12 protein-coding genes are annotated in these 15,341 nt (G+C 70.8%); 5 read left to right on the top strand and 7 right to left on the bottom strand.

Going from position 1 to position 15,341, the window contains the following annotated elements; all coding sequences use genetic code 11:
* Positions 1-330: a PadR family transcriptional regulator gene (locus HQM25_RS02450; protein ID WP_172988789.1), complete on the bottom strand. Its 330-nt coding sequence runs from the start codon at positions 328-330 to the stop codon at positions 1-3.
* A 171-nt stretch (positions 331-501) separates the two neighbouring features.
* On the opposite strand from HQM25_RS02450, the gene cls reads away from it, so the two are divergent.
* Positions 502-1,968, top strand: a complete 1,467-nt coding sequence (gene cls / locus HQM25_RS02445; RefSeq protein ID WP_254359510.1) for a cardiolipin synthase — start codon at positions 502-504, stop codon at positions 1,966-1,968.
* A 94-nt stretch (positions 1,969-2,062) separates the two neighbouring features.
* On the opposite strand, the gene HQM25_RS02440 is transcribed toward cls, so the two are convergent.
* Both HQM25_RS02440 and HQM25_RS02435 read right to left on the bottom strand, forming a co-directional pair.
* On the bottom strand, positions 2,063-3,286 hold the full coding sequence (locus HQM25_RS02440; RefSeq protein WP_172988786.1) for an MFS transporter: 1,224 nt from the start codon (positions 3,284-3,286) through the stop codon (positions 2,063-2,065).
* On the bottom strand, positions 3,283-3,627 hold the full coding sequence (locus HQM25_RS02435; protein ID WP_172988784.1) for an ArsR/SmtB family transcription factor: 345 nt from the start codon (positions 3,625-3,627) through the stop codon (positions 3,283-3,285). The genes HQM25_RS02440 and HQM25_RS02435 overlap by 4 nt, the downstream gene beginning before the upstream one ends.
* Positions 3,628-3,685: 58 nt before the next feature.
* Between HQM25_RS02435 and HQM25_RS02430 the strand changes: the two genes are divergently transcribed.
* The 3 genes from HQM25_RS02430 (at position 3,686) to HQM25_RS17930 (ending at position 7,922) form a co-directional block, all read left to right on the top strand.
* Entirely contained in the window at positions 3,686-4,345 is a 660-nt protein-coding gene (locus tag HQM25_RS02430) for a TetR/AcrR family transcriptional regulator (RefSeq protein ID WP_172988782.1), read from the top strand.
* Positions 4,342-6,774 (top strand): glycoside hydrolase family 2 TIM barrel-domain containing protein, encoded by a 2,433-nt coding sequence (locus HQM25_RS02425; protein WP_172988780.1) that lies wholly within the window; start codon positions 4,342-4,344, stop codon positions 6,772-6,774. Before HQM25_RS02430 ends, HQM25_RS02425 begins: the two co-directional genes overlap by 4 nt.
* Positions 6,775-6,887: 113 nt before the next feature.
* Complete coding sequence (locus tag HQM25_RS17930) at positions 6,888-7,922, top strand: peptidoglycan-binding protein (protein WP_172988779.1); 1,035 nt, start codon at positions 6,888-6,890, stop codon at positions 7,920-7,922.
* 57 nt (positions 7,923-7,979) lie between these two features.
* On the opposite strand, the gene HQM25_RS02415 is transcribed toward HQM25_RS17930, so the two are convergent.
* Both HQM25_RS02415 and HQM25_RS02410 read right to left on the bottom strand, forming a co-directional pair.
* Entirely contained in the window at positions 7,980-10,025 is a 2,046-nt protein-coding gene (locus HQM25_RS02415; RefSeq protein WP_217275185.1) for a hypothetical protein, read from the bottom strand.
* The gene (locus tag HQM25_RS02410; protein WP_172988777.1) at positions 10,022-11,467 is read right to left on the bottom strand and encodes an MFS transporter; all 1,446 of its coding nucleotides are present in this window, start codon (positions 11,465-11,467) and stop codon (positions 10,022-10,024) included. Before HQM25_RS02410 ends, HQM25_RS02415 begins: the two co-directional genes overlap by 4 nt.
* A gap of 168 nt (positions 11,468-11,635) precedes the next feature.
* On the opposite strand from HQM25_RS02410, the gene HQM25_RS02405 reads away from it, so the two are divergent.
* Entirely contained in the window at positions 11,636-12,244 is a 609-nt protein-coding gene (locus HQM25_RS02405; RefSeq protein WP_172988776.1) for a TetR/AcrR family transcriptional regulator, read from the top strand.
* On the opposite strand, the gene HQM25_RS02400 is transcribed toward HQM25_RS02405, so the two are convergent.
* Positions 12,232-13,836, bottom strand: coding sequence for an amidohydrolase (locus HQM25_RS02400; protein WP_172988775.1), 1,605 nt, complete (start codon positions 13,834-13,836; stop codon positions 12,232-12,234). The genes HQM25_RS02405 and HQM25_RS02400 overlap by 13 nt on opposite strands.
* Positions 13,833-15,278 carry a purine-cytosine permease family protein gene (locus HQM25_RS02395; RefSeq protein ID WP_172988773.1) on the bottom strand — a complete coding sequence of 482 codons (1,446 nt, stop codon included), beginning with the start codon at positions 15,276-15,278 and terminating at the stop codon, positions 13,833-13,835. The genes HQM25_RS02400 and HQM25_RS02395 overlap by 4 nt, the downstream gene beginning before the upstream one ends.
* Positions 15,279-15,341: the final 63 nt, after the last annotated feature.

The following is a 15,341-nucleotide window of genomic DNA, read 5'->3' as shown; positions in this document are numbered from 1 at the left end:
TCAATCCTCTCCTCGGCGGAGCTCTTCCAGTCGATCTGCGAGGAAGCTCCACGTCCTCCAGAACTCGCCCAGCGACTGCTCGCCCTGGGCATTGAGGGTGTAGACCTTGCGCGGCGGCCCCTTCTCGGAGGGCACCTTCTCGACGTCGACGAGCCCGCGCTGCTCGATGCGCACGAGCAGCGCGTAGATCGTGCCCTCGGCGATGTCGCGGAAGCCCCGCTCGCGCAGCCACGCGGTGATCTCGTATCCGTACGCGGGGCGCCGCGCGAGCACGGCGAGCACGATGCCCTCGAGGACCCCCTTGAGCATCTCCGTGTCCTGCTTGCCCATCGGCGCTCCCTCCGCGATACCTACTCAACATCACTGACTACCGGTACATAGTAAGCATGAGTACCAGTAGATAGCAACACTGAATACCGAAGTCCCTTCGTGGCTGTCGACCCTCGACTGCCGATAGTGTGGCGCCGCGGCCATGGGTCGCCTCGCCCGATGGGAGCCCGCGTGGATCAGCTCTTCTCCAACCCGTGGTGGCTCGTGACGGCCGCCGTCGTCGTCGCGATCGACGTCATCGCCCTCATCGTGATCCCCCGCGACCGCAAGCCCACCGCGGCCATGGCATGGCTGCTGCTGATCTTCGCGCTGCCGTTCGTGGGGATCGCGCTGTTCCTGCTCATCGGCAGCTTCCGCCTGCCGAAGAAGCGTCGCGACGAGCAGGCGCGCATCAACGCCGTCATCCGCGAGCGGGCGGCCGAGGCATCCACCTCCGACCCGGCGCACTGGCCGGCGTGGTTCCAGCGCGTGACGACGCAGAACGAGCGCCTCACCGCCCTGCCCCCGGTCGACGGCAACGCCCTCGCCCTCATCGACGACTACCAGGCCTCGATCGACGCCGCCGCCGCCGCGATCGACACCGCGACCGACTACGTGCACGTCGAGTACTACATCGTGGCCTGGGACGACACGACCCGCCGCTTCTTCGCGGCCATGGAAGCCGCCGTCGCGCGCGGCGTCACGGTGCGCCTCCTCGCCGACCACATCGCCTCGCGCAAGGTCGCCGACGCCGACAAGACCTTCGCCGAGCTCGACCGCATCGGCGTGCAGTGGGAGTTCATGCTCCCCGTCATGCCCCTGAAGGGCAAGTATCAGCGCCCCGACCTGCGCAACCACCGCAAGCTCGTCGTCGTCGACGGCGCGGTCGCGTTCGTGGGGTCGCAGAACCTCATCGACCGCTCCTACAACGCACCCAAGAACATCAAGCGCGGCCTGAAGTGGCAGGAGCTCGTCGCCAGGGTGAACGGCCCCGCCGTCGCCCAGGTGAACGCGGTGTTCCTCTCGGACTGGCTGCTGGAGACGGCCGAGGAACTGGATGCCGAGCACGTGCCGGCATCCCGCATCCCGGTGGTCGCGGGGCCCGACGCGGTGACCTGCCAGCTCGTGCCGAGCGGACCCGGCTACGACACCGAGAACAACCTGCGGCTGTTCCTCTCGCTCATCCACGGGGCCACCGAGAAGGTCATCCTCACGAGCCCCTACTTCGTGCCCGACGAGGCGATGATCTACGCGATCACCACCGCCTGCCAGCGCGGCCTCGACGTGCAGCTGTTCGTCTCGGAGCTCGGCGACCAGGCGATGGTCTACCACGCGCAGCGCTCGTACTACCGGGTGCTGCTGGAGGCCGGCGTGCGGATCTTCCTCTATCCGGAACCTTTCATCCTGCACGCGAAGCACTTCTCGATCGACGACGAGATCGCCGTGATCGGCTCCAGCAACATGGACATCCGCTCGTTCAGCCTCAACAGCGAGATGATGATGCTCGTGCACGGCGCGTCGTTCGTCCGGCAGATGCGCGCGGTCGAGCAGGACTATCGCGACAAGGGCCGCGAACTCACGCTCGAGGAGTGGGACCGCGAGCCGGTGCGCCGCACGTTCTTCGACGGCGTCGCCCGGCTCGCGTCAGCGATCAACTGACCGAGGCGCTGCACGCCGACAGCGTGGCCGCGAGGACCTCGCACGTCAGGATGCCGCACCCGCGCGGATCCCGCGAATGGAAGTCGACCCGTGTTCACTCCTGTGGAACGACGGCTCGCTGCCAGCGCGGGATCGACAAGGCGAAGGCGCCGCCGACGATCGCCACCCCGCAGAGCACTGCGGCCGCCAGCGGCAGGCTCACCGCCCCCAGCCATCCCGCGATCGGATAGGCGACGAGGAAGCAGGCGTGCGAAAGGGCGAACTGGGCCGTGAACACGAGGGTCCGGTTCTCCGGCGTCGACGCGTCGGCCACCAGATGCGCTGAAGGCGTGCTGACGAGCGACGTGCCCGCCCCGAGCGCCGCCCACGCCGCCAGCAGCAGCCCCCACGCCATCGCACCCACCCCGATCGCGACGCTCACGGCGACCGCCGCGAGCAGGCCGACGGTCACGACGACGATGCCGGCCGTCATCGTCGCCCGCACGCCGACGCGATCGACAACCCGGGGGATGGCGAACGCGACCAGCAGCGAGCCTGCGCCGTACGCGCCGAAGGTGAGTGCGAGCGCGGCGTCGCCGAGGGCGAGCGCCGCCTTGACATACACGACGGAGTCCACCAGCACGAGGGCCGCGCCGGCAGCGACCACGAGGTTTGCGCACATGAGGAACCACAGGCTCGGCGTGCGGAGGAACACCCGCACCCCGGCGGGGAGTCGCCGCCAGAACGACGACGGCGCCGCAGCGGCATCCCGCGCCGGGAGCGCGGTGACCAGCACCAGGATCGCCGAGACGGCGAAGCCGAGGGCCGTGCCCAGGAAGAGATTCGTGGGGGCGAGCACCAGCAGCAGCGCGGCGGCGAGCACCGGGCTCAGCAGCGCCTCGAGGTCATATGCGAGACGCGACAACGCGAGCGCGCGCGTGTAGTCGCGCGCCTCCGGAAGCACGGACGGGATGAGGGACTGGAACGCCGGCGTGAACATGGCCGAGGCGCACTGGAGCACGAACACGAGCGTGTAGATCTGCCACGTCTCGGTCACGAACGGCAGCATCAGCGCGGCGATCAGGCGCACGAGGTCGGCGCCCACGAGCACCGCCTTCCGCGGGAGCCGGTCGACGAGAGCGGCGACCAGCGGGGCCGCGCCCACGTACGCGACCATCTTGATGGTCAGCGCCGTGCCCAGCACCAGACCGGCGTCGGCCCCGGCCAGATCGAACGCGAGAAGTCCGAGCGCGACCGTGAGCAGCCCCGTGCCCACGAGGGCGATCACCTGCGCGGCGAACAGCGACCGGTAGGTGCGGTGGCGGAGGACCTCGATCACACGTGGTGCCCCGGGGTCTCTTCGACGGTGTGCTCGGCCTGCTTGATCGCCTCGACGACGAGCCGGATCGCGTGCTCGTCGGAGAGCCGGTAGAGCACGCGGTTGGCGTCCTTGCGGATGCGCACGATCTTGCCCCAGCGCAGCTTCGCCAGGTGCTGCGAGACGGCGGCCGGCGAGCGGTCGACGAGGGCCGCGAGATCGTTCACCGCCCGCTCGCCGTCCCGCAGGGCGAGCACGATGCGGATGCGCGTCGCGTCGGCGAGGAGCCGGAAGACCTCGACCGCGACATCGACGAACTCGCTGTCGGGCCCCAGGCGGTCTGCATACGTATCTGCGCGCATGCATAGATTCTAAGAAACCTGGCGTTCGTCGTCGACGCCGTGGCATCCTTAATTTCCAATGAGTGATGGAAATTCGCGGAACGAGGTCGCCGCGCCCCCGACGGCCCGGCGCCGCGGCCCCTATCGGAAGTCGGCGACGACCCGGCAGGCGATCCTGGATGCCGCGATGGACGTCTTCGCCGCGCGCGGCTACGCGGGCGGGTCGCTGCGCGAGATCGCCGGCCGCATCGGAATCGACCAGTCGAGCATCCTCCACCACTTCCCCACCAAGCAGGCGCTGCTGCGGGCCGTCATGGAGGAGCGCGACCGCCGCGACGACGACGTGCTGGCCGAGGCCCGGCCGGCGACGATCGCAGACGTGCCGGAGGCGTTCCTGGCGCTGGCCCGCCGCAACGCGTCCACCCCCGGCGTGCTGCAGCTCTACAGTCTCCTGGCCGCCGAGTCGGTGACGCCGCAGCATCCCCTCGGCGACTATTTCCGTGAGCGCCTCCCCCGCGTGCGCGCCGGCTTCGCGCAGTGGTTCGCCGAACTCGACGCGGCCGGGATGCTGCGCGCCGGCCTCACCCCCGACTTCGCAGCCAGCGCATTCTTCGCCCTGTGGGAGGGCGCGCAGCTGCACAGCGTGATCGACCCGGCGGGCATCGACGTGGTCGACGTGCTCGAGCGCTTCCTGGATCTCGTCACCGAGCACGCCCCCGAGAAAGGCCTCCACCGATGACCGTCATCCCGCTCAACCGCGACTGGACCTACCGCCGCCCCGCCGGGCCCTTCGCCGCCTTCTCGGGCGAGAGCGGCGCGCTCGGCACGGCGCATCTGCCCCACGACGCGCTGCGCGACGAGCAGCGCCGGCCCGACGTGCCGGGCCGGGGTGCGACGGCGTTCTTCCCCCCGGGCGCGTACACGTACCTGAAGAGCCTCGACGTGCCGACGGAGTGGGCGGGCCAGCTCGTGCGGCTCGAGATCGGCGGCGCCTTCCGCCGCGCGCAGGTGTTCGTGAACGACGAGCTGGCCGGCACGCGCGCCGACGGCTATGCCCGGTTCTTCGTCGACCTGACGCCCTACCTGCTCTTCGGCAGCGCCAACACGCTGCGCATCGAGGTGCGCTCGGGCGAGGACTCGCGCTGGTACTCGGGCGCGGGGCTCCACCGCCCGGTCGCCCTGCACGTCGACGACCTCGTGCACATCGTGCCCGACGGCGTGCGCATCGACACCGTGCGCATCGAAGACGACCAGGCCGTCATCGAGATCGCCACCACCCTCGCCAACGCCGACGCCCGCACGCACACGGTGCGGGTGCGCACCGACGTCACGGCACCCGATGGCTCCCTCGCCGAAGCCGATCGCACGCCGATCACCCTCGCCCCGGGCGAGCAGGGCGTCGTGCGCCAGCGGCTGTACATCGCCGACCCGCAGCTCTGGTCGGTCGACGAGCCGTCGCTGTACACGGCGCAGGTGCGCGTGGATGCCGACTCCGGGGCGGCGGGAACGGCATCCACTCCCCTGGACGTGCCGTTCGGGATCCGCACGGTCACCGTCGACCCGCGCAAGGGCCTGCGCATCAACGGAGAGCCGGTGCTGCTGCGCGGAGCCTGCATCCACCACGACAACGGACCCCTGGGCGCGGCCGCGATCGGTCGCGCCGAGGAGCGGCGCATCGAGCTGCTCAAGGCGGCCGGCTTCAACGCCATCCGCGCGGCGCACAACCCGGTCAGCTCCGCGATGCTCGACGCGTGCGACCGGCTGGGCATGCTCGTCATGGACGAGGCCTTCGACATGTGGACGCGCTTCAAGACGCCCTACGACTACGCGGCGGACTTCGAGCGGTGGTGGCAGGACGACCTCGCCGCGATGGTCGCGAAGGACCGCAACCACCCGAGCGTGATCCTGTACTCGATCGGCAACGAGATCGCCGAGACCGGCACGCCCCACGGTGCCCGGTGGGCCCGGCGCCTCGCCGAGCACCTGCGCGCCCTCGATCCGGCACGCCCCGTCACGAACGGCGTGAACGCGCTGCTCGCCGTGCTCGACGACATGCCGCAGGTGGTCGAGGAGCTCGGGGGCCTGAACGCCGTGCTCGGGGCCGGGGGCCCGTTCGCCGCGGTCAGCGCCAGCGCGGCGGCGACGACGCGGATCGAGGAGTCCAGCGCCGTGCTCGACGTGCTCGGCCTGAACTACGCCGAATCGCGGTACGCCCCCGACGCGGAGGCGTTCCCGCACCGCGTGATCGTGGGGTCCGAGACGTTCGGCCCGGAGATCGGACGCCTCTGGCCCCAGGTCGTCGACAGCCCCAACGTCATCGGAGATTTCACCTGGACCGGCTGGGACTACCTGGGCGAGGTCGGCATCGGGTCCGTCCAGTACGCCGACGACCCCGGGGCCTCCGGCGCGCTCGAGCGCGAGTACCCCTTCCTCACGGCCTGGTGCGGCGACCTCGACATCACGGGGTGGCGCCGCCCCCTGTCGTACTACCGGGAGATCGTGTTCGGGCTGCGCTCGGAGCCGTACATCGCGGTGCGCCGGGCGGCGCGACACGGGGCCGAGGTCATCAGCCCGTCCCCGTGGGCCTGGAGCGATTCCGTCTCGTCGTGGACCTGGACGGGTTTCGAAGGACACCCGGTGACCGTGGAGGTGTACGCCGCCGCCGACGAGGTCGTGCTGCTGCGCGACGGGGTCGAGGTCGCGCGCGGACCGGTGGGCGTCGAGCGCCCGATGCTCGCCGTGCTCGAGACCGAGTACCGCCCCGGGACCCTCGTCGCCGTGGCGCTGCGCGACGGGGTTGAGGCCGGTCGCACCTCGCTCGCCACCGCCGGCGCCGCGGCGCTCACCGCGACCGCCGACCGTACCGCCCTCGTCGCCGACGACGCCGACCTCACCTACGTCGCGATCGAGCTGCGCGACGCGGAGGCGCGACTGGTGATGGATGCCGACACGGACGTCACCGTGACCGTGGACGGCTTCGCGGTGCTCGCCGGCATGTGCAGCGCGAACCCGCGGACCGAGGAGCGCTTCGCCGACGCGACCTGGCGCACCTTCGACGGCCGGGCCCTCGCGGTCGTGCGGCCGGTCTCGTCCGGCGCCGCGACCGTGACGGTGACCGCGCCGGGGCAGGAGCCGGTGGTGATCGCGCTGGAGATCGCGCCGGCCTGAGCGCCGGCATCCATCGCCTCCGTCCCTGCCGGCGCCGTATCAGCGCCCGCCGCCGGACCCTCTTCCCCGTCAAGAATCCGGGCTTCCGCCCCTCTCACGACAGGACAAGGATCATGGCACTGCCTCGGCCGTTCGCCCGTTGGACGACATACCGCAACCACTCCGGCGTCGACTTCCCGTACGCCGCCGGCACCGCCATCCGCGCCTCCGCGCGCGGAGTCATCACGTTCTCGGGCTGGCTCAACTCGCGCGCCGGCAACGCGAAGATCGTGCAGTACGACGGCGGCCCCGCCGTGCTCTACTGCCACCTCGTCAACCTCAACGGTCCGGGCAAGGGTCGCGTGGTCAAGGCGGGCGATCGCTTCGCGTACGTCGGTACGACCGGCCACAGCACCGGACCGCACCTCCACCTGGAGATCCAGGGGCGTCCGGGCGAGGCGAGCGTGTGGGCGCATTTCGACAAGCGCCGGGTCGTCGGCGGAGCGGTCGACGCCGGCAGCGCGGCAGCAGCCGGACCCGTTCTCAGCCCCGCGTGGATCAGGTCCATCCAGGACAAGCTCAACAAGCTCGGCGCCGACCTGGTCGAGGACGGCGTGATGGGGCCGAAGACCGCCGCCGCGGTGAAGGAGTTCCAGAAGAAGAACAACCTCGCCGTCGACGGCATCCCGGGCCCGCAGACGAACGCCCGATTGGATGCCGCGCTGGCCGCGCGACTGAGCGCGAGCAATCAGGTCACACGCCCCACGGCTGACATCCAGCGCCTCGTGGGCGCGACGCCCGACGGCATCTACGGACCGGCGACGACCGCGAAGGTGAAGGCGTGGCAGGCCGCGAACGGGCTGACCGCCGACGGCATCTGGGGCCCGGTCTCCGATGCGAAGGGATTCCCGAAGGCCGCAGCCAAGGCCGCCGCGAAGCCCGTCGCCAAGCCCGCTGCGAAGCCGGCCGCCAAGCCCGCCGCCGGCCCCGTCGGCCGCAACATCACGAAGCGGCCGACCGCCGACATCCAGCGCCTGGTCGGCGCGACGCCCGACGGCGCCTACGGACCCGACACCACGGCGAAGGTGAAGAACTGGCAGGCCGCGCACGGTCTCACGGCCGACGGCATCTGGGGCCCGATGTCCGACGCGAAGGGCTTCGGGCGCTGAGCGGCACCGACCGGCGGCACCGCCCAGGGCGGTACCGCCGGTCGACGCTCGACGGTGCTACGCGACGACGACCCGCACGCGCGCCAGATTGTAGAGACGCGCGTAGGGCGTGCCCTGGGCGACCGCACGCTGCGCAACCACCCGAACCGTGACGAAATGGGTGCCTGGTTCGGCGAACGAGACGGTGCGCTCCTCGAACGCCGACCGGGCGGGAGCAACGGGCGACATCGTGTCGTAGCGGCCGTCGGCGTCGAGGTCCCATTCGAAGCTGACGACCTCACCCGATCCTGGAGTCTCGGCTTCGGCGCGCAGCACGACGTCTTCCCGCACGCCCACCTCGACGCGACCCGCACCGTCGGCCGTCAGAGTCACGGTGGGCTGGATGCCGCCGCGCTCGGAGGCGACACCCGACACGCTCACCTGACCGCCCTCGATCTGGTAAGCCGAGTGCGCCGGGGGCTCGACGCCGCGCTCGACCCACGCCGCGAGGTCGCGAAGGGCCTGCTGCAGCATGCCGCCGTAGTTGATCGTCTGGTCGGGGTGATCGCGCACGTCCGTGTCGGAGTGGAGCGCCCGGTCGGTCATCCACAGCCGGAATCGGTCGCCGAGGGCGTCGCCGTGGAACGCCGCGGCCTCGCGGCGATACCAGTCGGCCTGCCACGGGTAGGCCTCCCTATCCATGAGCGACTCGACGAGGATCATCTTGCCGTGGAACCGGCCCGTCGGCACCGTGCCCGCAGCCCCAGCCGCGAAGACCGGCCCCACGAGCAGCGGCCGCTGCGGGTACCGGGGCGCACCCGATTCGTCGCGGAACTGGTCCCACACCGTGTACTCGGGCCCCGGCACCTGGTGACGGTGATAGGTCTGGATTGCGAGGAAGCCGGAGTTGTCGAGCGTGACGGCATCGCCCGCGGCAAGGCCGCCGAGCACGCGCGGGTCGGCGGGGCCGAACACCGCGACATCCCCGATGGTCTGCAGCAGCACGATCCGCGCGCCCGCGGCACCCCCTGTGGCGACGACGAGCTCGGCGAAGGCCGGGTCGCGATCGGGTTCCGCGGCCAGGCGCACGCCCACCACGGCGGCGGTGTCGCGGCCCTGCCAGGAATCATCGGCATTGCCGGTCGAGGCACCGGGGAGCGTCATGATGTCGACGCCCGCCGCCACGAGGTCGGCGACGGTGAGCAGCTCCGCGATCGCTGTGTCGAGCACGACGCGGTCGCGGTGCACCGAGGAGGCCGCATCGGCACCGAGGTAGCCCGGCACCGTCCAGAAGTCGTCGAAGTACGTCGGATCCATGGCCCGCACGCCCGGATAGAGCACGGCGAGCGCGTGCATCCCCATCGAGCGGTGTCCGTACCACGAGCGCAGCGGGAAGCCCATGCCGGTCACCTCCCGCAGCGCTTCGGCCTGCTCTGCGGAGAGCGTCGCATACGGGTCGCCGCTGCCACCGGCATCCATCGCATCCACGACATCGTCGAGGCTGTCGCCGATCACACGGAGGGCATGGATGCGAGGGGTGAAGCAGTTCGGGATGGCCATGGGAGAGCCGAGCACGAAGGGCACCGCGCCGTCCCACACGCCCTCCGTGTTCTCGAGTCCGCCGATCGTGCGGTAGGCGCCGCCGCTGCCGCCGAACGAGTAGCCGAACGGGCGACCCGCGCCGTAGATCGCCTCCGCGATCTGGCGCGAGAAGATCGCCGTCGCGGCGTTGGCACGGAACGCGCCGATGGTCGGATCCACGCCCGAGAAGGGATCGGCCGCCGCCGCCCCGCCCCCGTTGGTCTCGATGAAGTACGCCCCGGCGGCGAGGGTCGACCCGATGCGGTCGTCCTCACCGGTGACCGCCTGGCTCGTCCTCTCGCTCTCAGGTACCGGTGTGATGTATTGGAAGAACCGCCCCTCGTAGGCGTCTGCCGGCGGGAAATGGAAGGAGAACAGGATGCCGCTTCCGACGAATCCGCCGTGCACGTAGCGGTGCGGCGCGGGCAGCTCCCGCCATTCGTCGACGTCGATGAACGGTGCGCCGAGGTCGGGATGCTCCGCGAGCGGCGAGGCGCCGGCGAAGCGCTCGACGAGCGTGGTCGTAGACAGGTCGGAGGTCACTTGATGCCCTTCAGAGGGAAGATGAGGATGCCTGCCAGCAGCACGAGCACGAAGGCGGCGACCCACACACCGAGGTAGCCCCCGGTGATCGCCACGATCGCGCCGGCGATGACCGGCCCGAGGGCCTGTCCGAGGTTGCTGCCCATCGCGGCCACGCCGAGGTCGCGGCCGGCCGCCTTCTGGTCCGGGAGGACATCGATGAACAGGGCCTGGTCGACCGGGAGGTAGGTGCCGAAGGCGATGCCGGCGACGACCGCCTGGATGAAGAGGGCGGGCAGGGTCGGCGAGATGATCGGGATCGTCATGGACAGCGCCATGAGCAGCGACGAGAAGATCACGAACGAGCGGCGCTGCTGGAGCTTGTCGGAGAGCTTGCCCGCCACCAGCACCGCGGTGATCAGGAAGGGCACCCCCACGAGGGCGAGCAGGGCCGCCATCTGCGTGGCCTCGATCGCGCTGAGCGCGGGGCGCACGTAGCTCTGCATCATGTACAGCGACAGCGCCGTCGAGACGGCGTAGCCGAAGGTGAGGAGGATGCGCGCGACCCACACCCACCGGAAGTTGCGGGAGCGCAGCGCGATCGTGAAGCCGACGAGGAACGAGCGCCAATGGAACGGCTCGACGGCGAGGTCCTTCGAGGAGTCGTCGCGGGCGAAGATCACGAACATCACCCCCGCGAAGGCGAGGAACGCGGCGATCACGAAGTAGATGTCGAGCCCGAGCACGGCGAACAGTGCGCCGGCCGACACGCCGCCGACGACACCCCCGAAGAAGTTGCCGAACCCGCCGAGAGCCGACGCCGTGCCGCGTCGATTCTCCGGCATGCGGTCTGCCACGGTGGCGTTGAGCGGGCCGATCCCCGAGTTGATGACGGCCTGCGCCAGCATCCAGACGACCGCGAGGATGGCGACCGAGGGCGCGAAGCGCACGGCGACCAGCAGCGCCGCGCCCGCGAGCGTGCCGAAGAGGATCCAGGGCGCGCGCCGACCCCAGCGCGTGCGCGTGCGATCGGATGCGACGCCCACGAGGGGCTGGATGAGCATCGTCAGCACGACACCGACCGACGCGATGACCGACAGCGACTGGGCGCGTGCCGAGTCGAAGCCGGCGAGGATCTCGAGCTGCCGCGTCTGCTCGGGCGTCGCCGTCGCCAGGCCCGAGTCGATCTGCTGCTTCAGCAGCGTCAGCTGCTGCAGGTCCACGTCGGCATCGGCCCCGCTGAACCAGTTGCCGAACTCGAGCATCTGCACCTGATTGGCGAGCAGAATCGAGGTGGCGCCCCAGATCGCCGTGGAGGCGATCGTGACGATCGTGAACCAGGTGAGATAGCGGCGCGAGCGCAGCCCCTTGATCAGGACCGTGGACGTGCCCGGCTCAGCCGGATCGACGACCACCTCGCCCTTCGCTGCGACCCCGGGCCGGGGGGTTTCGGTTGTGCTCATGCGAGCTCCCATCGACGGTGATGCCCGACACGGATCAACGGCGTTGTTGTGGCGAGCGCCCCGGTCGGCTGAAATCAGCATGCCATGCGGCATTCACAGTCCGCAACAAAACCTCATACCGCACTGGTTTCATCGCCCTCGACGCGAATCCCGCCTACACTCCCGGTTATGGCAGCACGCGGTCCGTACAAGAAGGGCGTCGCCAAACGCGCCGAGATCCTCGACACCGCGGTGGAGGTCATCGAGCGCAACGGCTACTCGAACGCGACCGTCAAGGAGCTCGCCGACGCCGTCGGCCTCAGCCAGAACGGACTTCTGCACTACTTCGGCTCGAAGGACCGGCTGTTCCTCGAGATCCTCCGCCACCGCGACCAGCAGCTGACCGTCCAGATCGGAACCGACCCGCACCGGATCGCATCGGACTACCGCCGGCGCGTGCTCGACGCGACCGACGCGCTGGCGCAGGCCCCGGGCCTCCTGCAGCTCGGCCTGCGGCTCAGCGTGGACGCCTCCGAGCCCGCCCATCCGGCGCACGTCTTCTTCGCACAGCGGTATGAGGCGTCGCGCGAGATCTCCGCGGATGCCCTGACCGAGCTGCGCGCACACGGGCGCGTTCCGGCATCCCTCGATGCCGAGCGGGCTGCAACGCTGCTCATCGCCGCCATGGAAGGCCTCCAGGCGCAGTGGTCCTACGACCCGTCGCTCGACATGACCGCCCACATCGCGTATCTGCTGGATGCGCTGGGGATCACCGCCGCAGACGATCAGCCCTCGTAGACGGTCTCGCCCCCGACGACGGTGCGCACCACGCGCGCCTCGAGCAGTTCGTCGCGCGGCACGGCGAAGATGTCGCGATCGAGCACGATGAAGTCGGCGGCGAGACCGGCAGCGAGGCGCCCGAAGCGGCCGTCGGCGCGGCACGCCCAGGCGGCGTCGCGCGTGGCGTGCTCGACGGCGTCCTCCAGCGGCACCGCGAACTGCGGCACGTTCGGCGGCAGCGCCGGCTGCAGGGCCGACCGGCGCGTCGCGGCGATGAACATGTTCGGCAGCGGCGCGTGCGGCGAGGTGGGCGAATCGGTGCCGAAGACCAGCGTGGCCCCGGCATCCACCATCTCGGGGAACGGCCAGCCGCGCTCGGCGCGCTCGTCTCCGAGCATGGCCTTCCAGTTGGCCTCGATCGCCGGATCGGAGTGCACCGGCTGCATGCTCGCCGTGATGCCGAGGGCGGCGAGGCGATCGATGTCCGCCCGCTCGACCACCTCGAGATGCTCGATGCGGTGACGTCGCTCGCGGGGGCCGTTCGCGGCGATCGCCGCCTCGACCGCGCCGATGGCGATGCGCACGGCCTCGTCGCCGATCGCGTGCATCGCGACCTGGAGCCCGGCCGCATCGGCTGCGGTCACCACCGGCGCCAGCTCATCGAGGCTCCAGATCGGCTCGGCATTGGACCCATTCGCGTACGGACGGCCGAGCACCGCGGTGCAGCCGTCGACCGTGCCGTCGACCATGACCTTGATGCCGGTCACGCGCAGGCGGTCCGAGCGATGGCGACGGGCCAGCTCCGCGGCGTGCGCGACATTGGCGAGATTCGCCGCCGCGTCGACGGCGGGGAACAGCCGCCAGTGCCCGACGATGCGGGTCGTGAGGGTGCCGGCGGCCTCGGCCCGCGCCATCGCGTCGAGCTCCGGCGCGCTCAGCGCCATGTCGGTCGCCGCGGTGACGCCGGTCTCGCGGTAGCCGCGCTGCGCGGCGGCGAGCGCCGCGTCGCGGTCGTCGTCGGTGACCCAGCCGTCGATGACCGACAGTACGAGGTCCTCCATCGCGACCTCGTCGATCACGCCCGTCGGCTGCCCCGCGGCATCCCGATGGATCGTCCCGCCCGCGGGCGCGACGGTGTCGGCGTCGACGCCGAGCTCGGCGAGGGCGGCGCTGTTGAGCCAGATCGAGTGGAAGTCGTACGCCATCGCGTAGACGGGCCGGTCGCCGACGACCGCGTCGAGCAGCTCACGCGTGGGCGCGCCGCCGACGGCGCCGTGCTGCCAGCCGTGCGCGCGGATCCGCGGCGCGTCGGGCTGCAGCGCGGCGGCCGCGCCGATCCGGCGCTGGATCTCGCCCGGCGAATCGGCGCCCCACAGGTCGACCTGCTGTGCGGCCTCGCCGGTGCCGACGACGTGCGCGTGACCGTCGACGAATCCCGGGAGCACCAGAGCGCCGTCGAGCGCGACCTCCCGCGCATCGGCGCCCGCGATGCGACGCGCCGTGGTCTCGTCGCCCACGTAGACGATGAGGCCGTCCGCGACGACGAGGGCGTCCGCCCAGCGGCGCCTGTCGGCGGTGAAGATGCGTGCGTGCGTGTACAGGTCGGTCATGCGCGGGTCTCCTTCCCGAGTGCGGTGCGCTTGAGCCCGGCGTAGGCGAGCCCCGCGACGATCATGCCCACCGGAACCGACAGGTCGATGTACCCCGTCGCCTCGGCGATGGGTCCCGCCCACGCCTCGGTCGCCAGGCACAGCGCGGTGGCGCTGCCGCCGAGCAGCAGGGCGGCGATGCCGGGCACGCTCCACCCGCCGGTGAACCAGAAGCGTCCGCCGCGGCGGTCGTCGAACAGGTCGAGACCGTCGTAGTCGTTGCGCCGGCGGAACTGGTCGACGGCGAAGATCACGATCGCCGGACCCGAGACGACCACGAGGAACTGCAGCATGAGGTTCACCGCGTCGAGCAGGCTGGTCGACATCACGAGGTAGATGGTGAGCGCCGTTCCGACGACGCCCACGATGATCGTCGCCGGGATGCGCCGCAGCGGCAGCCCGATCGCCTGGAGCGACATGCTCGAGGTGTAGGCCGTCATCGCGTTCAGGGCGATGGTGTTGATCACGACGCCGAGCACGAGCACCGGCCCGAGCCACGCGGGCAGCAGGTCGAGAAGCGCGAGCTCGATTCCCGCGGCGATCGCATCCGGCGTCAGCGCCGTGGCCAGCAGCGCGCCGACGAACGTGAAGACCACCGCGGGGACCGCCCCGCCGAGCGCCGTCGCCGCCGCGATGTGCGAGCGCTTCGCACTGCGCGGCAGGTACCGGGCGATGTCGGGGCTGTTGATGAACGACAGCGGGCTGGATGCCAGGATCGTGAACCCGATCGTCACGGCAGACCACAGCGCCACGCCCTCGAGCGGCTCGGCCGCCCGGTACTGCCAGTCCACCGAGGGCAGGATGAACGCCGCGACCAGCAGGAAGATCACGAACAGCGCCCCGGCGAGCAGCGGGTACACCCGCAGGATCAACCCGTGTCCGAACACCGCGACGACCACGGTGATCGCGGAGATGACCAGGGTCACGCCGATGGGCACCCACACCCCGGCATCCATTCCCATCCGCCGAAGCAGATCGGCGCCCATGAACGACGACGCCAGCCACGTGAGCGACAGGAACACCGCCCCGATGAACCAGCCCACGAAGGCGACGAAGAGCTTGTTGCCGACGATGCCGTACATGGCGCGGGTGATCACCGAGCCCGAGGTGCCGGCCGCCGGACCGGCCGCGGCGATGAGGCCGGGGAAGATCCACAGCACCGACGCCGCGAGGATCACGGCGGCGGCCTGCCAGATCTCGAGGCCGAGCAGGATGAGCGTGGCGCCGATCGTGAGGTTCAGGATGCTGACCCCCGGCGCCGCCCAGATGAAGAAGAGGTCGCGCGGGCGCCCGTGTCGCTCGGCGTCGGAGATGAGCTCGATACCGCGGGTCTCGGGCCGGGTCGCCGTGTCGACGAAGCCGGGGTCGACGGGCGGGGCCTCGTCGGCGCGTGTGTCGATCATGGGTCCTCCGGATCGGGATGCTTGTTGGTCGCGTGACCAATTCCTTATTGGTCACACATCCAA

This window comes from Microbacterium hominis, from assembly GCF_013282805.1.
GTDB lineage: Bacteria > Actinomycetota > Actinomycetes > Actinomycetales > Microbacteriaceae > Microbacterium > Microbacterium hominis_B.
The sequence above is the reverse complement of the archived record's forward strand: the minus strand, read 5'-3'. Positions and strand labels throughout refer to the sequence as shown.